Source organism: Bacillus sp. 0909A, from assembly GCF_036765115.1.
In the GTDB taxonomy this organism is placed as follows: Bacteria; Bacillota; Bacilli; order Bacillales; family Bacillaceae; genus Bacillus; species Bacillus mojavensis.
Window position 1 is genome coordinate 1 of sequence record NZ_JBAIZU010000006.1, and the last position, 26,820, is coordinate 26,820.

Sequence of the window (26,820 nt, forward strand, 5' to 3'; positions counted from 1 at the left end):
AATCAAAATCCGCGCCAGACGGTTCGCCTTCGCATTCAGCTCGCCGTACGTCCATGACTGCCCGTTATACGTGACAGCCGGGCGATCCTTGTGGCGCTGAACGGTTTCTTCAAACAGCTGATGAACCGTTTTGTCTGTCGGCACAGGCAGTGTTTTTCCTTTCCATGCCTCCAAGAGCGTTTGTTTTTCTGTCTCGTTGACGAGCGACAGGCTGGAAAGCGGCTGGTTTGGATTTTCTGTTACTGCTCCTAAAAGCTGAATCCAGTATTGCTTCCATCGTTCAATCGTTTCCGGTGTAAACAGCGCCGTATTGTATTCAAGAACAAATGTGAGCCCTCCGCCGGTTTCGTCAGCTGTCAGCGTGATATCAAACTTGGCCGTTTTCCGTTCAAACGGATGCGGTTCAAGCTCGACTCCTTTCATTGTTAAATCTGTGATGCTCGCATTTTGCATAGAAAATACTGCATCAAATAAAGGATTTCTGCTTGTGTCACGGTGAACCTGAACTTTTCCGATCAGGTCCTCAAGCGGGTAATCCTGCGCTTCAAATGCGCTAAGTGCCGTTTCTTTCACTTCACCAAGATAATCCGCAAACGTCTTATCGCCCTTCGGATACGTGCGCATCGCCAGTGTATTGACAAACATACCGATGACGCGGCTGATGTCCGCTTGAGAACGTCCGGCTACCGGCGAACCCACAATGATATCGTTTTGGCCGCTCAATTTTGATAAAAACGCGCTGTAAGACGCCAGAAGAACCATATACAGAGTGGAATCCGTTTCCTTTGCAAGCTTGCGAAGAGCATCCGCTTTTCCTGCGTCCAATGCAAACGCAATCCGGTCACCTTCAAACGTTTGAACCGCAGGACGGCTGTAATCAGTCCGAAGAGTCAGCACAGGCAGCTCTCCGTCAAGCTCCTTCAGCCAATGCTCCTCTTGCTTCCGGTACAGCTCGGACTGAATAAACTGCTGCTGCCACACGGCATAATCCTTATATTGAATATGAAGCGGCTCAAGGGTTTCTCCGTCGTACAGCTTTGAGAGTTCATCAATCAGCACGCCGACAGACGCTCCGTCAGAAATAATATGGTGCATGTCAAACATCAGCAGATGCTCAGCTTCTGACAGCTTGATCAGCCCCATTCTGAACAGCGGCAGCCGGTCAAGTGTGAACGGACGGATAAACTCAGAAACGATCCGCTCGGTCTCTTCTTCTGGCGCTTCGAAATATGCCATATCAAACGCCACTTCATCCCAGATTCGCTGCACCGTTTCTCCGTCTTTTATTTCAAAGGTTGTTCTGAAGGCTTCATGACGCTCCATTAACTGATTCATTACACATTTGAGCCTTTCAACATCCAGATGACCCTTCAGGCGCAGAACCGATGGCATGTTGTAGCTTGTGTTCGCTCCTTCAAGCTGCTGAAGCACGTACATCCGTTTTTGCGGAGAAGAAACTGGATACGTCTCTTGTGTCTTTGCCGGTCTTATGCTGACCGCTGTTCCTTTTTCTGCGGCGGCAATAACTTGTGCTAAGCTTTCAACGGTCGGTGATTGGAAAAGATCCTTGAGAGAAAGCTCAGCGCCCAGTTCCTGATGAATCAAGGCAAGCATCTTCATCCCCGCTAACGAGTGTCCGCCGATTTCAAAGAATTGGTCATAGATGCCGATCTTTTCAACTTGAAGCACCTGTGCCCAAATGTCTGCAACTTTTTGTTCTATTTCATTGCGCGGCGCAATATATGAAACACCATTTGAGATGTTGCCGTCAGGAAGCGGAAGCGCCCGCCGGTCGATTTTTCCGTTACCGGTCAGAGGCAGCTCGTCCATTTGGATAAATACCGCAGGAATCATGTACGCCGGCAGATCCTTTGCCGAATGCTCTCTCAGCTCTTGCGCTGTAATTTCACCCTGCCCGACAAAGTACGCGCAAAGCAGTTTGTCACCCGCACCTTGATCGACGGCAAGCACAACGCTCTCCTGCACACGATCGTGGCTTTGCAGCTGGTGTTCAATTTCTCCGAGCTCAATGCGCTGTCCACGGATTTTCACCTGGTGGTCGATCCGTCCGATAAATTCGATATCGCCATTCGGCAGCCATCTTGCCAAGTCACCCGTTTTATACATCCGTTCGCCTTTTTTAAACGGATGCGGCACAAATTTCTCCTCAGTCAGTTCAGGGCGGTTGTAATAACCTTCTACGAGGCCTTCCCCGCTGACACACAGTTCTCCCGCGATGCCGGCAGGCTGAACATGTCCTGCGCGGTCAAGAATGTACACTTCCGTATTGCTGACCGGTCTTCCAATCGGAACGGACATCGTATGCTCATCCAATTCATCAACCGGATGATATGTCGCAAAAACCGTGCTTTCAGATGGGCCGTACATGTGCAGCAGCTTGCCTTTTCCGACGGTCTGCAGCGCTTTTTTTACATGATCTACAGAAGCCCGTTCTCCCCCGAACATAATCTTGCGCAAAGTCGACAAGCATGTCGGATTCAAGTCCACAAGAAGGTGGAACAGAGCTGTCGTGATCATGAGAATGCTGATGTTCTCCCGCTCAATGACGCGAGAAAGACGAGCCATGTCCAGAACTGTTTCTTTCGGAACAAGCACAAGCTTCGCGCCGTTTAAAAGAGAACCGAACACATCAAACATAAATGCGTCAAATACATAATTTGAGAGTCCGAGTATCGTATCCTGTTCCGTGATGCTGAGATAATTCGTCTGCTTAACCGTGCGCAGAATATTGGCATGTGTCACGATATTCCCCTTTGGCGTTCCTGTGGTTCCGGATGTATACGTCAGGTTGGCCATGGCCGCAGAATCAAACGGCAGAGCGAGATTTTGCGCATCGCCGTGATAGCTTTCATCCTCATCAGCGAGCACGATGACACCCTTGAATTCAGCTTTTTCTGCTAACGCCTTTAATTTCGACTGGGTGAGAAGCACTTTCGCTCCGCTGTCTTGGAAGAAATGCTGCATCCGCTGAATCGGGTGTTCCGGATCAATCGGTACATAAGCCGAACCGGATTTTAATACCGCCAGGATGGACACAATCATGTCCATTGACCGTTCACATAGGACGGCCGCTGTCCTGCTTTCGCCTGCTCCCATTGAAAGAATGCCGCGCGCTAAACGGTTGGCCCGTTCATTCAGCTCTCGATATGTGAGCGATTGCCCTTCATATTGAAGTGCCGGGCGATCCGGCGTTTTGGCAGCCTGCTCCTCAAACAGCTGAACAATCGTTTTGTCTTTCGGATAAGGCGTTCTTTCCGGGTTAAACTGCTGAACTTGTGAAGCGGCTTCCTCTTCAGAAAGAAGGTTGTACTCAGAAATCTGTTTCTCAGGCTCAGCAACTACATCTTCAAGCAGGCGCGCAAAATGCGTGAGCAGCCTGTCTGCCGTGCTTCGTTTAAACAGTTTTGTGCTGTAGTCTAAATCAAGATCAATGCCTCGGTCCGTTTCTCTTGCCTGAACCGTTACATCAAATTTGGCAATGTTGAAGTTGGTTTCATGAATCGACAATGTCAAATCACCGACAGCCGGAATGCCCGCCACCGCGTTTTGGAGACTGAACATCGTGTCAAACAACGGATGTCTGCTTACATCACGCGGGATGTTCAGGTCTTCAACAAGCCATTCAAATGGATAATCCTGATGAGAAAAGGCATCCAGAACCTGCTGGCGCACACGTGTGAGCAGGCTGTTAAATGTCTCATCCTGCTTCACTTCACTGCGAATAGCGAGCGTATTAACGAACATTCCGACAATGCCCTCTGTATCAGAATGATGTCTGCCCGCTGACGGAGTGCCGACAATGATGTCATCCTGCCCCGTATATTTAGACAGGAGCGTATAGTAGGCTGACAGCATGACCATATAAAGTGTGGCGCCATTTTTTTCAGCTAAACGATTCAGGCGATTCTTTAACTCTGCATCCAGCTTGATGGAAACCCGGTCTCCTTCAAAGCTTTGGACAGGCGGTCTCGGATAATCGGATAGAAGCTGAAGCACAGGAAGCTCACCCGCAAAGGCTTCCTTCCAATACGCCCGATCCTTTTGGTAGCCTTCAGCAGCCTGCGCGCTTTGCCAGACGGCGTAATCTTTATACTGAAGACGAAGCTCAGGAAGCTGTTCACCGCGGTAAATCTGTGCCAGTTCCTCCAAAATAATGCCGATGGAAACACCGTCAGAAATCAAATGGTGCATATCAAACAGAAGCATATGACGGTTTTCTTCAAGCTCCATCAATCCGACTCTCAACAGCGGCGCTTTCGATAAGTCAAACCGGCGGACAAAAGAAGTCATAACCTCCTCATTTGAACGGCCGCTTCTTTCAATCATCTCGATGTTGAACTGGACGCTGTCATGAATTTTTTGTCTCGGTATGCTGCCTTCAAGCACAAATGATGTCCTCAGCGACTCGTGGCGGCTGATTAACCCGCCAAATGCGTGTTCCAGTTTTTGAATGTTTAAAGGTCCCTCTAAAATAGCTGCCGCCGGCATGTTATATCCGACTCCCGCATCCTCGAATTGGCTGACAATATACGTCCGCTGCTGCGCCAGAGAAAGCGGGTAATGTTCCTGTTTTTCAGCTGGCTCAATCGCCGCAAACGTCTGGCCTTCTTTACGCTCGGCCGCCTCAGCAAGAGCGGCGATGGTCGGATGCTCAAACACATATTGCAGCGGGATGTCAGCGCCCGTTTCCTTATGAATCTTTGTTAAAAGCGTCATTGCCTTCAATGAATGACCGCCCGTTTCAAAGAAATTGTCAAAGACCCCCGCTTTCTCAACGCTCAGCACGTCCTGCCAAATCTCGGCGATTGTTTTTTCCATTTCATTTCGAGGTGCGGTATACGCTGTTCCCCTTACCGCTTTTACCTCAAGCGCAAACAGCTTGCGGCGGTCAACTTTTCCGCTTGGCGTGAGCGGAATTTCTGTGATTTCTGTGATGTAGTTCGGCACCATGTAGTCAGGAAGGTGTTTTGCCGCGTGTTCCCGCAAAAGCGCAGGAGCAAATTCGCTTTCCGCTTTTTGCACAACATACGCACAAACCTCAAGATTCCCTTGGGCATCAGGCTTTGCCAAGACGACAGCTTTGGCAACATCAGGCGCCTGCTGAAGCACGGTTTCAATTTCTCCAAGCTCAATGCGGTATCCGCGAACTTTGACCTGATCATCTTCTCTTCCTAAATATTCGATCGTTCCATCCGGAAGCCAGCGCACCACATCTCCGGTACGATACATGCTGTCACCAGGCACAAACGGGTCTTGTGAAAATTTCTCAGCTGTCAATTCCGGGAGGTTTAAATAGCCTCGTCCAACACCGTCACCCGCGATATAAAGCTCACCCGCCACGCCTTCCGGCTGCAGACGGCCTTTTTGATCCAAAATATACAAGCGGTTATTCCCAAGTGCTTTCCCGATTGGCACATACGCTGATTGAACTGAATTGTCCGGATGAACCGGATGAACAGATGCATCCACACACGTTTCAGTCGGCCCGTACACATTGGTCAAACGAGGAACGGCACCCGCTTCTTGAAACAATGTCAGAAGCTTGTCCGCCACAACAGAAGAAAGACCTTCCCCGCCAATCAGCAGGTGTTTGAGCTTAAGACCAGTCAAATCTCCCGCAGCTATCAGCATTTGCAGATGGGCCGGTGTTCCGTCCGTCGCCTCAATTCCGTGTCTGCGGTAATACTCCGCAAGAGCAGCGCCATTCGTCACCGTTTTCTTCGGTACAATATAAAGAGTCTGTCCCAAAAGAAGCGACGCGAAAATCTGTTTCACTGACGCATCAAAGTGGAACGGCGCAAGCAATGCCATCCGCAGGGTCTGGCTCTCACTCTGATAAATGGTCTGCTGCAGAGATTCAACCAAATGATGAACCTGGCGATGCTCGATCATCACTCCTTTTGGACGTCCGGTTGTTCCCGACGTATAAATAATGTAGGCAAGATCACCAGCATTCACATTGACATCCAAAATAGCATCAGCACCGCTTGCAATCGCCTGATCAAAGTCAATAAGCTCAGCAGATGCATCAGGGGACGCAACCTTCGATTCAGTCAAGACGAAGTCCGCACCGCAGTCCTCCAAAATAAATTGGATGCGCTCTGCCGGAAACTCGGGGTCAATCGGCACATAGGCTCCGCCGGCTTTTAAAATCCCCATGATAGCCGTAATCATCCGTTCAGAGCGTTCGAGCAAAACGGCAACCGGGCTGTCTGCACGAACACCCTTCTCTTTCAGCACACTGGCAATGCGTGATGATTGTTCATGTAACGTTCGATAGGACAATGCTCGATGTTCAAACACAACCGCAGGCTGATCAGCAAGCGATTCAGCCTTTTCTTGAAACAGCGCCGGAATCGTCATGTTCTTGCGGTAATTGACCGGTTCACCGCCAGCCCGCAATAGCAGCCGCTCTTTCTCCGCCTCAGAAATCAGCGTCAATTCATCAATCGTATGATTCGGGTGCGTAAGTGCGTTCTCAAGCAATGTCATCATGCGTTCACAAACAATTTTAATTTCTTCACACGTCATGAAATCAGTACGGTAGTCAAAGTCAATTGTAAGTTTCCCAGTATCCCATCGATCCTTCACATGAATCGAAACATCATTTAATCCGCTTCCGCTGAAAATGGGCTCAGTCAAAAAGGCAAGATTCTCTTCTTTCTGCCACTGCATCACCTGATATTCAAGAGAAACGGTAAACAGCTTTGTCACAGAGCTTTTTGTTTCACGGAGATCATTGATGAGAAGATTATATGGGTACTTTTGATGCCGAAGAGTCTTCATTAAATCCTTCATCCGGTCTTTAACAAAATCAAAAAACGCCTGTCCGCCGTCAATGTTTGCCCGAAGCGGAACCGTAGAAACAAACATGCCGAGCATCTGCTTCTCTTTCGCATTTGTCCGGTTGCCCATAAATGTACCAGTTACCACATCATTCTGCCCGCTGACTCTGTACAAGTAGGCGGCAAGCACCGATTGAAATACCGATAAAACGCTGACCTTGTGCTCCTCACAAAAGGATAAAATCTGCTGATGCAGCGCCTCAGGCACATCTTTAGAAAATCTCTCAGCATCTAAACTGCCGCCTGCAGGTGCATTCCGTTTCAGGGAAACGAGTTCAGGCACTGTCTCGAATTGCTTGTTCCAGAACGCTTTATCTTTTTCAAACCGCTTTGATTGAGCATAGTCCTGTTCAGACAAAACATGATCGATAAATGAATGCGAGATTCCTCTTTTTGTTTCTGAGCCGCCTGCTAATTCCAAGTAAATATGCATAATGGCGTTTCCGAGAATGTTCATGGAGATCCCGTCAGAAATCACATGATGAACATTTGCATAAAACCATACTTCATTTTCTTTGATGGTAAACAAGGAAAACCGGAATAAATTACAATCGTACAGAGGCAGAGGTTTTTTCGTTTCCTCCCGGCCCCATTGTGAAATGGATTCTATCGCATGCTGATCTCCAGAGGTGTCAGTATGTTTTATATCAACAGGCTTATACTCGCTTATATATTGAACGGGCTCTCCGTTTTCATCGAGACGCAAACGAAGACGCATTGCGTCATTTCTGCGGACAAACTCTTGGATCGCTTGCTCCACAAGCTTCCAGTCAATTTTTTCAGTTGAAACCAGCTTACCAATACCCGCAAGATTTGAAATACTCGTGTGAGGATAAAATTTTTCTGTATACCAAATTCGTTTTTGTGCATCAGTTAAAGGATAAAAAGTTATTTCCATATTATCTTACCTCCCCTAATTTTCATTAATCTGCAACATGTGCAGGTTGATTTCTCTTTCGTATCCCTTGACAGCTTTTGAACCTAATGAACTAACTGATCAAAAAGCCGAAAGTACTACTTCTCAAAAGCGTTGCATTCAAACAAAAAACACCTACGGACCTTAAAAATGGGTGCCGTAAGCCTTTATTGCGGGCGGCCGACACAGGCAGAAAAAGACTGCAATTTCTTTTTCACCAAAGAGAAACATTTTTGCCTAATTCTTCATTGTTTTCAATATTTTTAACCTTTCTAACGTTCACTTTAAATGAAAAAATTGTTTTTATCACCGAAAAATGGGTGAAAAGTTCCATGCGGGATACCGAAAAGATTCCAGTTCTTTTACAGGGGTATTTTTGCGGGATACCGCAAAAATTTCCATTAAACATTATTTACAGAAAAATAAAAATTTTTAAATTGAGCCACTCCGCTACAACCCATTTACTGTTGGAAGCCATTTACAATCTTTACATCCCATTTGTTTACCGCCCAAAAACCAAAATCAGGCAAAAAAAAGACACCCTTAACCAAGAGCGCCTTACAACGATTCCTTAATGACATTTTTGTCGATATCAATCAATTCCATATAGCCTTTCCCCCACTCATACATGGCATCAAGAATAGGCATCAGGCTTTCTCCTTGCGGGGTCAAGGAATATTCAACCTTCGGCGGGACAACCGGATACACTTCCCTGTGAACAATCATATCCTGCTCAAGCTCTCTCAGCTGATTCACGAGGATCTTCTGCGTAATATCAGGAATCAAGGCTTTTAATTCATTAAAACGTTTTGTGCCTTCTTTTCCTAAATGCCACAAAATAAGCATTTTCCATTTACCGCCGATCACCGCTAGCGTCAATTCCTTCTCACAATTAAACCTTTTGTCGTCCATCCGGCTCAAAAGAAATCCCCCCTTAGTATACTTTTCATATGTTAGATACGTATCATCACTTACTTACTTTTTAGCAGGCTCTTTTTATTATACTCACTCACAAAACCAAGCGAAAGAAATCTGATTGCCTCTTCTCACAGTATCCTCCAAGTAACTAGTTGACTTCAAAGTGCCTACTTCTCATCAAAAGAGGGAACCTATAGAATGAGAAATAATTCGAATAAGGGAGTGGATCAACAATGGAATTACAGCTGGCATTAGACCTGGTAAATATCCCGGAAGCCATCGAGCTTGTCAAAGAAGTGGAACAATACATCGACGTAGTTGAGATCGGAACACCGGTTGTCATTAATGAAGGCCTCAGAGCCGTTAAAGAAATAAAAGAAACATTTCCGCAATTGAAGGTCCTGGCAGACCTGAAAATCATGGATGCCGGCGGATACGAAATTATGAAAGCGTCGGAAGCGGGAGCTGACATCATCACCGTGTTAGGGGCTACAGACGATGCAACGATTAAAGGTGCAGTAGAAGAAGCCAAAAAACAGAAGAAGAAAATCTTAGTGGACATGATTAACGTGAAAGATATTGAATCCCGCGCGAAAGAAATTGACGCACTCGGTGTTGATTACATCTGCGTCCACACTGGATATGATCTTCAAGCAGAGGGCAAAAACTCTTTCGAAGAATTAACGACAATCAAAAATACAGTAAAAAACGCAAAAACCGCAATTGCGGGCGGCATCAAACTTGATACACTGCCAGAAGTGATCAAACAAAACCCCGACCTTGTCATTGTTGGGGGCGGAATTACAAGCGCAGCCGATAAAGCAGAGACAGCTTCTAAAATGAAACAGCTTATATCCCAAGGATAATTCATATGAAAACGACTGAATACGTAACGGAAATTCTCAATGAGTTACACCGTTCAGCGGCTTATATTTCTAATGAAGAAGCTGATCAGCTTGCCGATCACATTCTTTCGTCCAATCAAATTTTCACTGCGGGCGCGGGCCGTTCTGGCATGATGGCAAAATCCTTCGCAATGAGACTGATGCACATGGGCTTCAACGCTCATATTGTCGGTGAGGTTCTCACTCCGCCGCTCCGCAAAGGAGATCTCGTCATTATCGGCTCAGGATCAGGCGAGACAAAGAGCCTGATCAACACAGCAGCTAAAGCAAAAAGCTTACATGGAATTGTTGCCGCTCTAACCATCAATCCGGATTCGAGCATCGGAAAACAATCGGATCTCATCGTCAAAATGCCCGGTTCTCCTAAAGACCGGTCAAACGGAAGCTATCAAACCATACAGCCAATGGGATCATTATTTGAGCAAACATTGCTGCTATTCTATGATGCAGTCATTTTAAAACTCATGGAGAAAAAAGGACTCGATTCTGAAACCATGTTCACTTACCACGCAAACCTTGAATAGCGTCACATAACCGGCCTGGAGATCAGGCCGGTTTTTGATATTCCTCTAAAATAAAACTTTAAACCCAAAAACCCGATAAGTAATATGACCTACAAATATACAAAGGGAGGAATTATATTGAAAAAGCAAATAAAGCTGAAGCTTGGAACTAAAATTCTCGGCTTGGTCTTCGCGGTTATTCTATTGTTTTCTCTATCAGTCGGCGCCGTGATGCTTAAAGACATTACAAGCAGCATGAAAAAAATGGCCACTGACAAGGCGAAAGGTGATCTTGCTTTAAGCAGCACGTATATTGACGACGTGATTTTAGGGAACTGGGAGGTAAAAAACGATAAGCTGTATAAAGGCGAGACACAAATAAACGGAAATGAAGACATTGTTGATCTGCTTGGCAAAAAAACAGGTGACACCGTAACGATTTTTCAAGGAGATACACGGGTGGCAACCAACGTAATGAAAGACGGCGAAAGAGCTGTCGGCACTCAAGCTTCTGCTGAAGTCACTGACGCTGTTTTAAAAAACGGGAAGCAATTCTACGGACAAGCAGATGTGGCCGGCTCCTCTTATCAAACAGCATATATGCCCTTAAAAGATAAGGAAGGCAACATTATCGGTATGCTGTATACAGGAGCCAATCAAAGCATTTTAGCATCGCTTACCCAATCGCTGTTCACTCAATTCGCTATCGTTCTCGCTGTAGTTATTATTATATCTGTCATCCTTGTTCTGCTTTTCACCAGAAGAATCAATCGGCGGCTAAACGTGTTAAAATACGCCTTTGAAAGCGCCGGAAACGGAGATATGACAATAGAAGTTTCAGACAAGTCCGCTGATGAGTTAGCAGAACTGAGTGTCTACTATAATAAGATGAGAATGAAGCTGAATCAGACAATCCAAACCGTACAGCAATCGGCCCTTCAGCTTGCATCAGCCTCTCAGCAGCTTTCAGCCGGAGCAGAAGAAACAAATCAAGCTTCAGAAAAAATCACAGAAGCTGTTCAGCATATTGCAAACGGAGCCAAGCATCAAATCACACGAATTGAAAACAGTGAAAAATCACTAGAGCAAACAACGGCTGACATACGGCAAATTTCTTCAAATACTGTTGCCATTGCTGAGAAAGGACAGCTTGCGCAATCTAAAGCAGACATTGGCCAAAAAGAAATTTCAAATGTTCAGGCACAAATGGATACCATTCACCATTCGATTGAAAAAAGCGGTGAGATCATTCAGCAGCTGGACGGCCTCTCTAAACAAATTGAACAAATCTTATCTGTCATCACCCAAATTGCCGACCAGACAAACCTGCTTGCCCTTAATGCGGCAATTGAAGCTGCCCGAGCCGGAGAACACGGCAAAGGCTTTGCCGTTGTTGCTGATGAAGTTCGCAAATTAGCAGAAGAATCTCAACGGTCTGTCGGACAGATTTCCAAATTAATCGCTGAGATAAAAAATGATATGACTGTATCTGCGCAGTCTGTTGAACATGTGAAAACAGAAGCTGCTGAAGGTGTAAACATGATCCACCGCACCAGAGACGCCTTTAAAGAAATTGCAGCCGCAACAGATGAAATCACTGCGGAAATCAGCGATTTATCAGCATCTGTTACCAACATTTCAGCAAGTACGCAAAAAATAAATGAATCCTTTGCCGCCAACACAACAGACATTAAAGAATCAACAGAAAATACCCGGCAGGCAGCAGCTTTAACAGAAGAGCAATTTGCTGCAATGGAAGAGATTACTGCGGCCTCGGAAACGTTATCCCATTTAGCTGAAGAGCTTACCGGTATCATAAGCCAATTTAAAATGATTAATCAACCTGAAAACAGCTTATAATCTCGTATTAATATTTCAATTTGATAACGTTATTTTTTTAAAAATGAATATTTCGATCTGCTAAAATGACGATTCCTGCAATAAACCTAAGGCAAAACAAAAAATGTTAATCTTTACACCAAGCCCTTTCTGCATTACTCTTGGAGCAGTTTTAAAAGTTGCTGACGCGGGAGGTGATCATCACGAATGGACAATATAAAAACTTTACTTCTCGTAATAGTTGTCATAGCAGCTGCAGCTGTTGGCCTGATTAAGGGAGACTTTTTCTCAGACGAACAAAAAACGTCTCAAACAGAAGAATATGACGAAACAATAGCCTTCCCTTCTGAGCGTTATCCTGAGACAGCAAATCATATCAAGGATGCAATAAGTGAGGGGCATTCAGATGTGTGCACTGTAGATAGAGACGGAGCTGAGGAACGCCGCGAACAATCATTGAAAGACGTACCTACCAAAACAGGGTATGACCGAGATGAATGGCCAATGGCCATGTGCAAAGAAGGCGGTGAAGGGGCTTCTGTAGAATATATTTCTCCCGCTGACAATCGCGGCGCAGGCTCCTGGGTCGGGCATCAGCTGACCGATTACCCTGATGGCACAAAGGTTTTATTTACGATTCAGTAAACAGTTAAAAGAGGAGGAACAGCACATTGATCAAATCATGGAAGCCGCAAGAACTGACGATTTCATATCATCAATTTACTGTATTTCAAAAGGGTTCCGCACCGCCTGTCATCGATTGGACAGATGAAGCGATTGAAAAAGGATATGCGGAAGCGGACGAAGCCATTTCGTTTGAGGCACAGCGAAATTCAAAGGTATATATTCTTTTACGCCTTAACAGTTCAGAAACAGTAGCATCCTATGAAAAAAAAGTGACTGTTCCTTTTCACGTCACAAAAGACGGAATTGAAATTGAAAGCATCATGTCCAAAAGGCTCTCCTTTGACCTGCCTAATGGGAACTATCAATTCACATGCTACACTGTACCGGCTGAGCTGTCAGATCTGCATGCTGACACTTACATCATTGATGCTGTTTCCGTCTAATGAAAAGCCCTGAGAGGAATACTCTCAGGGACTCTTTATATATTTTCTCCATTTTTCTTAATAACGTCCTGATACCAATAAAAGCTTTTTTTCTTCAATCGTTTTAAGTCATATTCATTCTCTTCGTCACGATTCACATAAACAAAGCCGTATCTTTTTTGATAACCGTTCAGCCAGCTTAACAGATCAGTAAATGACCAGCTGCAATATCCGATCAAATCGACTCCATCACTAATGGCCTGTCTGCATTGCTCAAGATGCGATCGCAAATAATCAATTCTATAATCATCATGTATAGTGCCGTTTTCAACTTTATCGAATTCTCCCAAACCGTTTTCTGTAATAAACACAGGAAGCTGATAACGTGTCGTAATACGGCGAAGCCCGATACGCAATCCTACCGGATCAATCGTCCAATCCCAGTTGCTCGTTGTGAGGTTCGGGTTTTTCTTAGTTTTAAATAGTCCCGGCATCCCTGTTTCCTGATTGGTCCCTTTTTGGCCCGTCGTATTCATTTTCCCTTCTGAAACGCCGTCGAGCGGATTTCGTTCGTAAGTAATCGTTTGATAATAGTTGACACCTACAAAATCCGGCTTCCCTTTGGCAAGCAGCTCCATATCACCCGGTTCGATTGTCGGCGCCCATCCCTGTTTTTCCAAATAGCGTAAAGGAATTTGCGGGTAGGTTCCCCAGCAGTACATGTCCAGCCACCAATTATTCATAAATTCTTCAGCATTTTCAAAAGCTGTGATATCCTCAGGGTGACTGGTTAAAGGGTATGCGGGAGAATAAGCAAAGCTTGGTCCTATTTTGCCTTCGGGCACATATTTTCTGAAGGACTCAATGGCTTTCGCATTTGCCAGAAACGCAATATGATTTGCTTCGTAAAATCGTTTTCTGTCCTTCACGCCAGGCGGATGCATGGCTGTAAGAAAGCCGTGATTAAAATTGTAGTTTTGTTCATTTAACGTTACCCAATATTTCACTTTCTGCCCAAAGCGTTTATAAAGAGTCATGCAGTAATGATGAAAATCCTCTATGATGTTTCTCGACTCAAAACCGCCATACTCGTCCATAAGCGCCTGAGGCAAATCCCAGTGATATAAAGTCAAAACCGGTTCAATGTTATGAGAAAGCAATTCATCAATCAGGTTATCGTAAAATGCCAGACCGGCTTCATTGATTTCTCCTTTTCCTTTTGGAAAAATACGCGGCCAGCTGACAGAGAATCGATATGCCTTCAGCCCCATCTCAGCCATCAGAGCGACATCTTCCTTATAACGGTGATAATGGTCAACTGCAACATCACCATTGGTGCCCTTAAACGTTTTGCCGGGGATTTTCGTAAACACGTCCCATACAGAAGGGCCTTTGCCATCTTCGTTCCATGCTCCTTCAACCTGGTAAGCTGCTGAAGCCGAGCCCCATAAAAAATGTTTCGGAAAAGATTCTGGATGTTGATGGATCATTGTGTTAATCACTCCTGAAGTATTTGATAAACCTATCATAGGCTATGAAACGCGTTTCATAGCAACACGATGTTAATCCCGGAACAGCTCAGCTAATATTTTCTCTCTTTGTTCAAGAAAATACCTGGTTAACTGGACGTGTTCAGTGCTTTCGTATTCTGTATGATGAATACTGCCCCCGTCAAAGCTGAAAATGTCAGCATTCGGATAACCCAGCAAAATTGGAGAGTGAGTGGCAATGATGAACTGTACATTTCCGCCTTTCACTAAATCGTGTATGACTCTCAAAAAAGCTAACTGCCGTGAGGGAGAAAGAGCAGCTTCAGGCTCATCTAAAAGATAAATGGCTTTTCCTTTAAAACGATGATGGAACAGCGACATAAAAGACTCACCATGTGATTGCTTGTGCAGCGGCCTCCCGCCATAGGAGAGATATGGCTGTGGAGCATCTCGTTCCACTTCATCAAGATGAAGAGAAAGCTGATAAAACGATTCTGCTCTTAAGAAAAAACCATTTGTGATCTTAGGAAGCCATGATAAACGTATGTAATCTCCCAAATGAGAGTCTGACTCCTGCAATTCATAGATATTATGACGGCTGCCGCCCGCTGTATTAAATTCACACTTATCCGCAATTGCTTCAAGTAAAGTTGATTTCCCCGAGCCGTTTTCTCCGACAAAAAAAGTCACTTCTTTGGTAAATGAAATTTCGTGTAATTGACTTACAGCAGGGATAGTGAATGGGTATCTGTCAAAGGACGGGATCTTTTCTCTAAGGAGTGTGACCTTTTTTAAATACATAGCTTCTCCTCTCGCGTTAAATGAATATATTCAAAAAAATCTTTTGCAGTAGCAAAAAAGCGATCCATCCTAGGACTCCAAAGCATAGCGCTAACCAGAATGGAACATTCGTTTTCAATAAGTACGCCATTACCGCGAGCAAACAAACCGTAGCAGGTATGCCCTTAAGCACACCAGACGCAAATTGACTCAATTGTGCTGTATTTTCGCCCTGCACTTTCATCCAAAACAGGCTTAACAAGCTGACTAAGGGCAAAGCTGCAATAATCCCTCCATAGGTTGGATGTCTTTTTGATATTTCAGTAACGAATCCAATAATCAGTGCTGAGATGATTACTTTACTGATTACCGCCATTGTTTAGCTTCCTTGCTTAAAATTTCAAATGCTTGTTGAATCAATTCCTTTTCCGATGAGCTTATTCGTTCGATTATTTCTTTTAATTTCTCTTTGTCCAGCTGAGTATGCTGTTCAAGAACAGAGCGTCCTTCCTTTGTTAAAACTACCAAAACCTTACGTTCGTCTTGCTGACTTCGACGTTTAGCTGCCAATCCCTTTTGAATCAACCGTTTTGTATGTTCAGATGCTGTATTATGAGAGACAGATAAATACTCTGCTAAAGCTCCTATTGTTGCCTCACCTTGCTTTTCAATATGCTGCATGAGTCGTATCGCCTGATGAGAAATGTTATCTTTTTGCTTGTAGTGTAATGAATAGTAGATGTCGGTCCATTGCTGATTTAATTTATTTATGAAATCCAGTTCCATTATTCACACCCCTCTTTATATCTTATATTACGATATATTCTTTTTGAACGATATAATTTTATAAAAAAACTTCAATATCATAATGGATAATACCTTTAATCAAAAAAGCATCCAATCTCAATTGGATGCTTAAAGCCTAATGTCTCTTTTCAAATTTATGCTGATGAGAATGGCGTTTCGGAACAAAGCCGTTTTGTTTCATCATTTCAAAGTGTTGGACCATGTGATTTTTGATGTGATCTCCTTTTTCTTTAGGCAGAACGCCGTATTCTACATACTTTGAGATGACATCCTTGCGTTTTTTTAATATGTCTGCTTCCAGCTGTTCAATTTCTTTCTTTTGCTGTTCAGTCAGTGTAACGTTTGCAGGCGGCTGTTGCTTTTGTTTTTCCGCCGCTTCAGCTGTGCCAGTTAAAGAAATAACAGCCGCGGCAATGAGCATTCCGATGATATTGACTTTCACTTTTTTCATCCAGTTTATTCCTCCTATCTTTTTTCATATATTTTGCTTCATTCTGTTTTTTATGTATACAAAATAAAAAGAGCGAACCATTATTCGCTCTTTCTGATCTGTTCGTCTGTATAAAGTTCTTCTTCTCCCGGTGCTGCGTAAGTAACGTATGTTCCTGCGATAAAATCATGCAGCGTCCGTTTGTCTTCTCTCAGCCCGATCATAAACAGGCTGACAATTAAACCGAGCCCGAAGGTTATGCCGTAAACCAGGGCGGCAATGATGACTCGCATAATCATGGTTACCAGGCCTACCTGTGACCCGTCTTTTTTTACGATTCTGATTCCGCAAATCCTTTTTCCGATGAGATACCCTTGCCAAAATACCGGCAGCAAAATAGAGTACAGCAAAATGACCAGGCTGATGATCATGCTGTCGTTCGGGTCTTTTCCTGTGATCAGCCAATAAATCAGCAAAAGGGGCACCGAGACAATAATGTAATCCAGTAATGAAGCTCCTAGTCTGATCCAAAATCCGGCCGGTTTATAGATGTTCATGTAACTCCCCCATTATGGTTTCAATTTGACTTTGATGTTGCTGTCTTCTTTCTTATCGAATATATCATATGCTCTAGGGGAATCAGCAAGACTTAATTTGTGCGTAATGATATCAGGCGCAGCCGGAATCCCGTTTTATCCAGATGAAGATCAGAGCCGCAAATACCTGTTGCCGTAATTCTGATAACAGCATCTCTTGCTTCCTGAATCCGAGGAGCTTCAACCTCTTTGCTGCTTTTAAACTCACAGTCTCATTTGTATACACAATTCGAACTTTTTGAAAACGCCATCAACATATTGCAACCCCCTATGTTCAATGCTATCTTTTTAGTTGATTAACAGATTGGGGGAAACATAGGTGAAATCATTTAAGCAATCAAAAGCCGTTATCTTTAGCTTAACAATGGCTTTCTTTCTTATATTGGCAGCCTGTTCCGGCAAAGATGAAGCCGGTTCCAAGAATACAGGCTGGGAGCAGATCAAAGAAAAAGGAAAAATCGTCGTTGCTACGTCCGGCACACTTTATCCTACGTCCTATCATGATACCGATTCAGGTAAGGATCAACTGACAGGCTATGAGGTTGAAGTTGTTCGAGAAGCGGCTAAGCGTCTCGGGCTGAAAGTCGAGTTCAAGGAAATGGGCATCGACGGGATGCTGACAGCGGTGAACAGCGGCCAGGTTGACGCTGCCGCCAATGATATAGATGTGACAAAGGACCGCGAGAAGAAGTTCGCGTTTTCTTCTCCTTATAAATATTCATACGGCACAGCCATTGTCCGAAAAGATGATTTATCAGGGATAAAAACGCTGAAAGATTTAAAAGGGAAAAAAGCGGCTGGCGCAGCGACAACTGTCTATATGGACGTTGCCAGAAAATACGGCGCCCAAGAAGTTATTTATGATAACGCGACCAACGAGCAGTATTTAAAAGATGTTGCCAACGGCCGCACTGATGTCATCTTAAACGACTATTACCTGCAGACACTCGCACTGGCGGCATTTCCGAATCTTAACATCACGATCCATCCTGACATCAAGTACATGCCGAATAAACAGGCGCTTGTCATGAAAAAAAGCAATACTGAGTTTCAGAAACAAATGAACGAGACGCTGAAAAAGATGAGCAATGACGGCACTTTGACCAAGCTGTCGAAACAATTCTTCAATAAAGCGGATGTATCAAAGAAACTGGATGTCGACGTTCAAGACGTTGACCTTTAATCAGACGCCATGATATACAGCATTCAGTGGGAATATATTTTCAACACGCAGCTGGCGATAGAATCGTTTCCTTATGTTATAAAGGGTATTGGATACACGTTGCTTATTTCTTTTGTCAGCATGTTTGCCGGAACGGTGATCGGACTGTTTATATCGCTCGCCAGAATGTCTAAGATTGCCCTGCTGAGATGGCCGGCGCGTCTCTACATTTCTTTTATGCGCGGCGTTCCGATTTTGGTAATCCTGTTTATTCTTTATTTTGGTTTCCCTTATATCGGCATTGAATTTTCTGCCGTTACGGCCGCCTTGATCGGCTTTAGCCTTAACAGCGCTGCTTATATTGCGGAAATTAACCGTTCAGCCATTTCATCCGTTGAAAAAGGACAGTGGGAAGCTGCATCCTCGCTCGGTCTTTCATATTGGCAGACGATGAGGGGGATTATTTTGCCGCAATCGATCCGCATTGCGCTGCCTCCGCTCGCCAATGTTTTGCTCGATTTGATTAAGGCATCCTCGCTTGCCGCGATGATTACGGTGCCGGAATTGCTCCAGCATGCGAAAATTATCGGGGGCCGAGAGTTTGATTACATGACGATGTATATTCTGACCGCACTCATTTATTGGGCCATCTGCTCCGTTGCGGCGGCGTTTCAGAATATCCTTGAGAAGAAATACGCGCATTATCTTTAAACAAACGTTTCATTAAAAAAAGCCGCTCCGCAGGAGACGGCTTTTTCCTATTGATTCAGCTTCCATTTAAATGGATCTTCAAACAGCGACCAATCGGAATCAAACTCATATTCAGTCAGCAAACATTGATCAAGCTCATTTGTAATGGCTTCTTCGTCCAAGTCTGTTCCGATAAACACCAGCTGCGTCAGACGGTCGCCAAACTCTGGGTCCCAATCCTCTAATATTTCCGGCTCCTGCTGTTTGATTTGCTCCTGTTCAAGCTTCGGCATCGCCGCCACCCAATAGGATACCGGCTCAATCGTTACGGACGGGCCGGCTTGTGACATCAGAAGAGCGAGGCTGTTATGCGATGCGCACCAGACGATGCCTTTGGCGCGGACAACATTTTTAGGCATTTGATCCATCCAGTGATAAAAGCGCGTTGAATGAAACGGCAGTCGTCTTTTATAAACAAATGAAGAAATGCCATATTCCTCGGTTTCCGGAGTATGGGCTGCATGGCCTGCCGTCAGCTCTCTTATCCAGCCGGCAGATCCGCTCGCTTCCTCGAAGTTAAATAGCCCTGTATGTAAAATCTCCTGCGGCTTGACGTCCCCTTTGACAGCGCGAATGAATGTAGCCCTTGGCTGCAGAGTGCGAAGGACTTTCTCAAGCTGTTCAAGCTCTTGCTCGCTGACTAAATCACATTTATTTAAGATCAGAACATCGCAAAACTCAATTTGATCGATTAAAAGGTCGGCAATTTCTCTTTCATCCTCTTCCCCGAGTGCTTCTTTGCGGTCCAGAAGGCTGTCACCCGACTGATAGTCATGCCAAAAACGATTCGCATCGACCACTGTCACCATCGTATCTAACTCACAAAACTTTGTGAGATCGATTCCCAGCTCTTCGTCAATATAAGAAAATGTCTGGGCCACCGGGATCGGTTCGCTGATTCCCGTCGATTCGATTACGATATAATCAAACCGTCCCTCTTTTGCCAGCTTCTCCACTTCGACTAACAAATCCTCGCGAAGTGTGCAGCAAATGCAGCCGTTTGACATTTCCACTAGCTTTTCATCTGTTCTGGAAAGCCCGCCTTCCTGTTTGACCAACCCAGCGTCAATGTTTACCTCGCTCATGTCATTTACAATAACGGCTATTTTTAAGCCTTCGCGATTTTGCAAAATGTTATTGAGCAGTGTTGTTTTTCCCGCGCCAAGATAGCCGCTTAGTACTGTAACCGGAATTTTTTTCATGTGATCTCATCCTCTCAAAATAGAATCATTACGATTTAAACCATTTACTTCACCGTTTGTGCAATGGTGAATGCTGCTTTTCGCGCCCCGGAAATATTTCTCGCTGTCGGCCCGATTTCAAGTTCCGCAAAGGCACCCATCACGTATAACCCGTTCCCCCATTGCAAACCCTTGCCGGCAATAGGCAATTGCTCTGATTGCGCTGCTTTTTGAACCCACTCGAATCGGCTGATGTCAGAGGCAAAGCCTGTTGCCAGCACGATATGTTCGAATGTGTATGACGATTCATTTTTCTTCAGCTGTATGTACAGCCGGCCGTAAGCTGTTTTTTGACATGATATCACTTCATCCTGAATGACCTTTATCCTGCCCTCTTCTCTATAAACAGCAAGTTTTCTTGAGATGTCCTTCGGGAAGGAGCCGCGATGTCTGGCGTTTGTGATCCATTGTCTTCTCTTTTGGTAGTCTGACGTTTTGCTGAATCTTTTCATATATTTCGGGCCAAGCCAACCCGGATCACTGTCAAAATCATAGGTGCGAAATGGATGCCTCACGAACATCGTCACGTCGTACCCGTCATCTGAGAGCTTGATGGCATAATGAGCCGCCGTGATCCCTCCGCCCACAACTGCCGCTTTACCACCTTCCTGTCTTAACCCTTCCACATTCCTGTCAAACACATGGTAAATACCTTCATTCTGAAATGGCTTTGCCCACTCCGGCCAGCAAGGCTGTTGTGAAAAACTCATAGCTAGTACAACTCTTTCGCTCATGATTGTTTCGGAGGCATCTGTCCTCACTTCCCACAATCCGTTTCTCCTTCTCAAGTCTGTCACCATACCTCTCTTCCACGCCTGATCAATATGTATCTCATCCAATACCGTTTCACAATGCTGATTAAAAAGCGATAAAGAGGGGCGCTTATACCTTCCGAAGAATACCTCCGGCCACTGGCTTTTATCCGCATACGTTTGCAGGCTGAACGGCTCGGTATCCATGTGATGAACCGATGGAGAGCGTAAATAGTTCATCTGAATGCGGCCCGTATTTCGTTTCCAGCACTCAAGAGGCTGTTCATGAGGATCAATGACCGCAAGATCCTGTATAGACACCTTTCCGCTTTTCACTAGATGCACAGCCAAGGTCGAGCCTTGGATTCCGCCGCCAATGATAAGCCATTTATACATAGGAGTAACTCCTTTCTGCACAAAACGTAATTATTACGATTTAAATCGTATGTTCTTTTTTCCTTTTTGTCAACTGCTTTCTATCAGTTGATCACAACTTTTGTGTATTCAGGTATATTTTTGTATATCCATTTCGCATCTGGAATGGCAAGTCTGATACATCCATGGGATGCTTTTGTCCCTAATTTTTTTGCTTCCTTTTCAATAACTTTCTTGTCCTTTCTCATGGGTACGCTGCGAAAAAGAAATTCTCCATGTTTTTCCATGAGACCCAGTATTCCGCTCCTTCCTGATATCCTTCGGAGAAAAACCATTCTCCCCGTTCAGGCTTGATATGAAATGTGCCTTTCGGTGTGGCATCATTGGTTTGATCAAGTCCTGATGAAATGATCATGGTATAGAAAGTTTTGTTCACGGCTTTTATGTAAGCCTTCTGCAGTTTCACGTCCACATCAATCCAGACATCTTTCAGCTGCTTGATATCGGGGGATTCACCGCCGGAAGGCTTAGTCCAATCAATGCTTGGTTTCTCCCTATTTGGCGCAACCGTTATATGTTTGTCTGTTTTCTTCATTTGAGATCCCGCTTTCTCTTCCGCATGAGAGAACAAGCTGACATCAGAATTGCCGGCGCAAAAACAGCAATAAATAAGAATGAAAGTTTCATAGTCATTCCTCCTGTTTTGAAAACCTAAGCTTCGCATAGGCATCGTGCAGATGAATTGATTCTTCGTTGCGGCATTCAATATCAAAGGCCGACACCCATTCAAGCTCATACAAGTCTGCGGCAATGAGACGGGCTAGATCCTCAACAAATCTGGGATTTTCATATGCGGTTTCCGTTACGGCCTTTTCATCCGGACGCTTTAGCACCGGGTGCAGTCTCGCGCTTGCATTTGATTCTGCAACGTGAAGCAAATCGGCTTTGACATCGACTGGGAGCAGTGCCGCCGGATGAATATCGGCCAAAATGCTGACCGTTCCTCTCTGATTGTGGGCACTGTATTCACTGATTTCCTTAGAGCAAGGACAAAGAGTCGTTACTTTCGCTGAGATACCAGCCCGCTGTTTAAACGGCTGATCTTCGTGATAGGCAACAGACATCAACATCTCAGCATGCATCAGCCCCGCTTTCTCAAGCATTGGACTCTTTCTTTCGAAATACCACGGAAACCGCACTTCGACGCAAGCCGAGATTTGATCCATGTTTTCTGCAAGCTCTTTCGTAAATTGCTGAAGGGAAGAAAAAGAGAGAACCCAGCCGTTTTGATGATAGCGTTGAAGCTGCTCTGTTAACCTGCTCATATTGATGCCCTTCTGATTCCGCTGCAGGCTGGCGGTCATGGTAAAGTTCGCTGCTGTCGTTTGCTGAAAAGGCTTCATCGCTGAGACAACAGTAACCGGGTGAGACACATTGGTGACACCTACTTGCTGAATATCAAAAAAATAGTCTTTTCTAATATTCTGAAGATCCTTCATGTTCTCCTTTTCCACAGGCTTTTGCCCTTTCATGGGACTGACCGACCCAAAATAGTGAAGACGCTCCGTTTTTCCCGGGAGCAGAATGTGCTGTTCCAATCAGAAAACTCCTTCCAATTTAAATCGTAATAATTACTATTTATTCTGATCGGTTCACGAGGTAAAATCAAGGGAAAGTTGAAAACAGCAAAAAAAAAGACACGCACAATCGCGTGTCTCCCATTCAAACATCAAACATCCACCGGGCTGCTTTCCGCGCCCCAGCTTTTTCTCCAGTAATATCCTGCGGCAATCACAAGCACAAACGCCAGCAATGCGATACAGGAAAATGTGATAAATCCGATGGCATATGTGCCTGTCATCTGTTTTAATGACCCTAAAATGTTTGGCAGAAAGAAACCTCCGATGCCTCCTGCTGCGCCGACGATACCCGTCACCATTCCAATTTCTTTCCGGAAGCGCTGCGGGACGAGCTGAAACACTGCTCCGTTGCCCATTCCGAGTCCCATCATTCCGACAAATAAAAGGATGATAACCATTGAAAGAGACGGCAGACTGCTGACTCCGGCCATGCAAAGGGCCACAATAACAAACAACACAGAAAGAACCTTCGTGCCCCCGACACGATCTGAAATCCAGCCCCCTACAGGCCGGAAAAAACTGCCGGCTGCTACACATAATGTGACGAAATCTCCTGCATGAATTTTTGACAGCTGATATTGATCGACGAAGAATATCGCCAAAAAGCTGGACAGCCCCACAAAACCTCCAAACGTGACGCTGTACAGCAGACAGAAAAACCACGTTTCCTTTTGTCCGAACACCTGCAAATAGTTTTTGAGCGGCTGCGGTGCCGGTTGTTCAGGGGAATTCTTGGCCATGAAAACAAATAGAACAAAGACGATGATCAGAGGAAGAAGCGCAATTCCCATCACACTGTGCCAGCCGAACTGCTCTGCAAGCCGAGGGCCAAACAGTGTCGCAAACAAGGTGCCGCTATTACCCGCACCCGCTATCCCCATTGCAAGTCCCTGCAAATGAGGCGGATACCACCGGCTTGCCATAGGAAGCGCAACAGCAAAGCTCGCGCCTGCCACGCCAAGCAGAATGCCGATCGCATAAAGTTCAGTCAGAGACCGGCCTCCAAATGTCCCCCAAAGCAACGGGATCATTGTCACCAGCATCCCGATGACAGCTGTTTTTTTCGGACCGATTCTGTCCGTTAACACGCCTAATATGATCCGAAACACAGACCCCGATAAAATCGGCACAGCTACGACAAGTCCTTTTTCAAAGGGAGACAGGCCAAAATCCTGAGAAATATAAACACCGAGCGCTCCGAGCATAACCCATATCATAAAACTTACATCAAAGTATAAAAACGAGCAGAGCAAAGTGGATGGGTGACCGCTTGTTTTCAGTTCCGACAGCTTCATAACATTCCCCTTTCTTGACCCATTAAGAATTTCAATTTTCTGAATCAAGAATATATGACCTTATTTTTTCGGAAAAGACATGTGTAAGCTTATGTGACACGTTTAATGCGTTAACTGAGCATTGTGCCATAATTTTTGGTAGGAGAAAAACTTACAAGCTGAGGCAAAGGAGGTCTGGCAAATGAAGAAACAAAGATTAATCGTAGCAGGGAACGGAATGGCCGGAATTCGCTGTATTGAAGAAATATTGAAGCTTCATCGTCACATGTTTGAGATTGTCATTTTCGGCAGCGAACCGCATCCCAACTATAATCGCATTCTCTTATCCTCCGTTTTACAGGGGGAGGCATCGCTCGATGACATTGTGCTGAACAGCAATGAATGGTACGCCAAGCAAGGCATAACACTTTACACTGGAGAAACGGTCGTGCAAATCAACACAGATTTGCAGCAAGTCACTACAGATCAAAAACGCAGCCTGTCCTATGACAAATTGATCCTAGCAACAGGCTCCTCCCCTCATATTCTCCCCATACCCGGGACAGACAAAGAGGGTGTTTACGGCTTTCGGACAATAGAAGACTGTCAAGCTATTATCAGCATGGCTGAACGTTATCAAAAGGCAGCGGTCATCGGCGCCGGCTTATTAGGCCTTGAAGCGGCTGTCGGCCTGCGGCACCTGGGCATGGATGTCAGCGTCATTCACCACTCCCCCAACATCATGCAAAAACAGCTCGATCAAACAGCGTCTCATCTGCTGCGGTCTGAGCTCGAACGAAAAGGCTTAACCTTTCTTTTAGAGAAAGACACAGCATCCATTACAGGAGGCTCACGGGCAGATGGTATTCTGTTCAGCGACGGTTCTTCGATAAAAGCAGACTTGATTGTATTGGCGGCTGGTGTAAGACCCAATATCCAATTGGCTGCATCAGCCGGACTCGCCGCAAACCGCGGCTTCATCGTCAATCAATTCATGCAGACGAGCAAACCGAATGTGTATGCCGTCGGGGAATGCGCCGAGCATAACGGCATGGTATACGGATTGGTCGCGCCTCTTTATGAACAAGGAAAAGTCCTCGCACAGCACATCTGCGGCGTCCCATGTGAAGGATATCATGGCTCTGCCCAATCGGCAGCCTTAAAAATAGCGGGGATTGATGTGTGGTCGGCAGGAAAGGTGCAGGATGACGCAGGCACGACGAGCATGAAGCTTCATGATGAACATGCCGGTTGCTACAAAAAAGCGCTCTTTGAGAACGACAAACTGTCTGGCGTTATTTTATTCGGAGACACACGCGATAAACAGCGGCTTCTCGACAGCCTTCTCAAGCAAAGAGACATTTCCATTGTCAAACAGCAGCTGATCGAACCAGAACAAAGCGGCATTTCATTTGCATCCATGCCTCCCACTGAACCCATTTGCCAATGCAACTCAGTGACAAAAGGTCTAATTGAAAAAGCGGTGCACACGAAAGACTTAAAAACGGTCGAAGAAGTCAAGCAGTGCACAAAAGCATCCGGCTCTTGCGGAGGCTGCAAGCCGCTCGTTGAAGACCTTCTGGAATACATGGCCAGCAGCGAATATACAGAACCCGCCGGCCAGCCTTCGTTTTGCGGCTGCACTGATTTGACGGAAGACGAAGTCATCGCCGAACTGCACCTCTGTCATTTCACTGATCCTGCTGAGGTAATGAATCAGCTTGACTGGAAAACGAAAAACGGATGCAATGTTTGTATTCCGGCGCTTCACTATTATATGGAATTGCTGCAGCCCGGCTATATCCAGTCCCCTAAAGCATCGGCCCAGGATACATGCACCCTCATTCCGCAAATGTACGGCGGACTGACAAATGCGAAGGACCTCAGAAACATCGCAAACATCATTGAGACATACGGTATCCCCTATGTTTCAATTACTCACGGCCAGAGGCTGAAGCTTTCCGGATTCCATCCAAATGACCTTGCAAACATCAAAAAAGAACTGAACATGCCGGCTTTCTCTCATCAGCACCGCCGCACGCTGCGAAGTGTCTTAGCATGTACGTGCGGAGAAGATCAATCTATTCAAAAGCTGGCAAGCCATATCGAAAGACATGCTGATATGCTTCCCATGCCCGATCACATATCGATCAGCTTGTCGTGTGAAAAAGACTGCACAACGGCAGCTATACAGGATATCGGCGCCATTCAAACACAAGAGGGCTGGGACATTTACACTGGCGGCATCCGGGGAGCACATGCCCGTTCCGGAATGCTGTTTTGTGTGACAGATAGCGAAGAAAACACTGCCATTATGATGAAAGGTCTTCTTCAATATTATCGCGAAACGGCTCACTACGCAGAAGCGGTTCATCAGTGGATTGACCGCCTCGGCATCATTCATATCAGAGAGGTATTATTTGAACAGGATTTGCGGACACAGCTGCTGGAAAACCTCCAAACAGACCTGTCATTGCTGCAAAATCAGCCTGTACAGTCTGGCGCAATGAAGAAAGGATGAGGCATT

At 45.3% G+C, this 26,820-nt stretch carries 20 protein-coding genes and 3 pseudogenes; 8 read left to right on the forward strand and 15 right to left on the reverse strand.

What is annotated here, in order from left to right:
- The coding region (gene srfAA / locus V6D42_RS17590; RefSeq protein WP_333514100.1) for a surfactin non-ribosomal peptide synthetase SrfAA at window positions 1–7,764 on the reverse strand (7,764 nt) is incomplete at its 3' end.
- A gap of 576 nt (window positions 7,765–8,340) precedes the next feature.
- Window positions 8,341–8,703: a transcriptional activator HxlR gene (hxlR, locus tag V6D42_RS17595; protein WP_003241118.1), complete on the reverse strand. Its 363-nt coding sequence runs from the start codon at window positions 8,701–8,703 to the stop codon at window positions 8,341–8,343.
- 230 nt (window positions 8,704–8,933) lie between these two features.
- Between hxlR and hxlA the strand changes: the two genes are divergently transcribed.
- The 5 genes from hxlA (at window position 8,934) to V6D42_RS17620 (ending at window position 13,017) form a co-directional block, all read left to right on the forward strand.
- The gene (gene hxlA / locus V6D42_RS17600) at window positions 8,934–9,566 is read left to right on the forward strand and encodes a 3-hexulose-6-phosphate synthase (RefSeq protein ID WP_010332988.1); all 633 of its coding nucleotides are present in this window, start codon (window positions 8,934–8,936) and stop codon (window positions 9,564–9,566) included.
- 5 nt (window positions 9,567–9,571) lie between these two features.
- Window positions 9,572–10,129: a 6-phospho-3-hexuloisomerase gene (gene hxlB, locus V6D42_RS17605; protein WP_333514101.1), complete on the forward strand. Its 558-nt coding sequence runs from the start codon at window positions 9,572–9,574 to the stop codon at window positions 10,127–10,129.
- Between the two features lie 114 nt (window positions 10,130–10,243).
- Window positions 10,244–11,968: a methyl-accepting chemotaxis protein TlpC gene (tlpC, locus tag V6D42_RS17610; protein WP_333514217.1), complete on the forward strand. Its 1,725-nt coding sequence runs from the start codon at window positions 10,244–10,246 to the stop codon at window positions 11,966–11,968.
- Window positions 11,969–12,154: 186 nt separating this feature from the next.
- The gene (gene nucA / locus V6D42_RS17615) at window positions 12,155–12,592 is read left to right on the forward strand and encodes a DNA-entry nuclease (RefSeq protein ID WP_268444264.1); all 438 of its coding nucleotides are present in this window, start codon (window positions 12,155–12,157) and stop codon (window positions 12,590–12,592) included.
- A 26-nt stretch (window positions 12,593–12,618) separates the two neighbouring features.
- Window positions 12,619–13,017: a competence protein ComJ gene (locus V6D42_RS17620; RefSeq protein ID WP_010332984.1), complete on the forward strand. Its 399-nt coding sequence runs from the start codon at window positions 12,619–12,621 to the stop codon at window positions 13,015–13,017.
- Window positions 13,018–13,052: 35 nt separating this feature from the next.
- On the opposite strand, the gene V6D42_RS17625 is transcribed toward V6D42_RS17620, so the two are convergent.
- The 8 genes and pseudogenes from V6D42_RS17625 to V6D42_RS20375 form a co-directional block, all read right to left on the reverse strand.
- Window positions 13,053–14,486 (reverse strand): glycoside hydrolase family 1 protein, encoded by a 1,434-nt coding sequence (locus tag V6D42_RS17625; protein WP_333514102.1) that lies wholly within the window; start codon window positions 14,484–14,486, stop codon window positions 13,053–13,055.
- Between the two features lie 72 nt (window positions 14,487–14,558).
- On the reverse strand, window positions 14,559–15,287 hold the full coding sequence (locus tag V6D42_RS17630; RefSeq protein ID WP_333514103.1) for an AAA family ATPase: 729 nt from the start codon (window positions 15,285–15,287) through the stop codon (window positions 14,559–14,561).
- A gap of 16 nt (window positions 15,288–15,303) precedes the next feature.
- Window positions 15,304–15,642: a DUF3147 family protein gene (locus V6D42_RS17635; protein WP_333514104.1), complete on the reverse strand. Its 339-nt coding sequence runs from the start codon at window positions 15,640–15,642 to the stop codon at window positions 15,304–15,306.
- A complete protein-coding gene (locus V6D42_RS17640) occupies window positions 15,633–16,052 on the reverse strand; it encodes a MarR family winged helix-turn-helix transcriptional regulator (protein WP_024120173.1) in 420 nt (139 codons plus the stop codon). Before V6D42_RS17640 ends, V6D42_RS17635 begins: the two co-directional genes overlap by 10 nt.
- A 136-nt stretch (window positions 16,053–16,188) precedes the next feature.
- Window positions 16,189–16,524, reverse strand: a complete 336-nt coding sequence (locus tag V6D42_RS17645; protein ID WP_333514105.1) for a YckD family protein — start codon at window positions 16,522–16,524, stop codon at window positions 16,189–16,191.
- 80 nt (window positions 16,525–16,604) lie between these two features.
- Window positions 16,605–17,060: an RDD family protein gene (locus V6D42_RS17650; RefSeq protein WP_326204061.1), complete on the reverse strand. Its 456-nt coding sequence runs from the start codon at window positions 17,058–17,060 to the stop codon at window positions 16,605–16,607.
- Between the two features lie 12 nt (window positions 17,061–17,072).
- Window positions 17,073–17,174: pseudogene (locus V6D42_RS17655) on the reverse strand (formaldehyde dehydrogenase); the annotation flags it as partial.
- 14 nt (window positions 17,175–17,188) lie between these two features.
- Window positions 17,189–17,305 (reverse strand): annotated as a pseudogene (locus V6D42_RS20375) (glutathione-dependent formaldehyde dehydrogenase); the annotation flags it as partial.
- 113 nt (window positions 17,306–17,418) lie between these two features.
- On the opposite strand from V6D42_RS20375, the gene V6D42_RS17660 reads away from it, so the two are divergent.
- Together V6D42_RS17660 and V6D42_RS17665 are read left to right on the forward strand one after the other, a co-directional pair.
- Window positions 17,419–18,282 carry a transporter substrate-binding domain-containing protein gene (locus V6D42_RS17660; protein ID WP_333514106.1) on the forward strand — a complete coding sequence of 288 codons (864 nt, stop codon included), beginning with the start codon at window positions 17,419–17,421 and terminating at the stop codon, window positions 18,280–18,282.
- Window positions 18,283–18,291: 9 nt separating this feature from the next.
- Window positions 18,292–18,972 (forward strand): amino acid ABC transporter permease, encoded by a 681-nt coding sequence (locus tag V6D42_RS17665; RefSeq protein WP_168746901.1) that lies wholly within the window; start codon window positions 18,292–18,294, stop codon window positions 18,970–18,972.
- A gap of 47 nt (window positions 18,973–19,019) precedes the next feature.
- Here the strand turns inward: V6D42_RS17665 and zinU are convergent, their stop codons facing one another.
- From zinU to V6D42_RS17690, 5 genes and pseudogenes are all read right to left on the reverse strand, one after another.
- The gene (gene zinU, locus V6D42_RS17670; RefSeq protein WP_333514107.1) at window positions 19,020–20,213 is read right to left on the reverse strand and encodes a zinc metallochaperone ZinU; all 1,194 of its coding nucleotides are present in this window, start codon (window positions 20,211–20,213) and stop codon (window positions 19,020–19,022) included.
- A gap of 44 nt (window positions 20,214–20,257) precedes the next feature.
- Window positions 20,258–21,400 (reverse strand): FAD/NAD(P)-binding protein, encoded by a 1,143-nt coding sequence (locus V6D42_RS17675; RefSeq protein WP_333514108.1) that lies wholly within the window; start codon window positions 21,398–21,400, stop codon window positions 20,258–20,260.
- An 83-nt stretch (window positions 21,401–21,483) separates the two neighbouring features.
- Window positions 21,484–22,066, reverse strand: a pseudogene (locus V6D42_RS17680) (L,D-transpeptidase).
- Between the two features lie 2 nt (window positions 22,067–22,068).
- Window positions 22,069–22,977: a GTP cyclohydrolase FolE2 gene (gene folE2, locus V6D42_RS17685; RefSeq protein WP_326196135.1), complete on the reverse strand. Its 909-nt coding sequence runs from the start codon at window positions 22,975–22,977 to the stop codon at window positions 22,069–22,071.
- Window positions 22,978–23,108: 131 nt separating this feature from the next.
- Window positions 23,109–24,314 (reverse strand): MFS transporter, encoded by a 1,206-nt coding sequence (locus V6D42_RS17690; protein ID WP_333514109.1) that lies wholly within the window; start codon window positions 24,312–24,314, stop codon window positions 23,109–23,111.
- A 181-nt stretch (window positions 24,315–24,495) separates the two neighbouring features.
- On the opposite strand from V6D42_RS17690, the gene nirB reads away from it, so the two are divergent.
- Window positions 24,496–26,814 carry a nitrite reductase large subunit NirB gene (gene nirB, locus V6D42_RS17695; protein ID WP_333514110.1) on the forward strand — a complete coding sequence of 773 codons (2,319 nt, stop codon included), beginning with the start codon at window positions 24,496–24,498 and terminating at the stop codon, window positions 26,812–26,814.
- Window positions 26,815–26,820 lie beyond the last annotated feature (6 nt).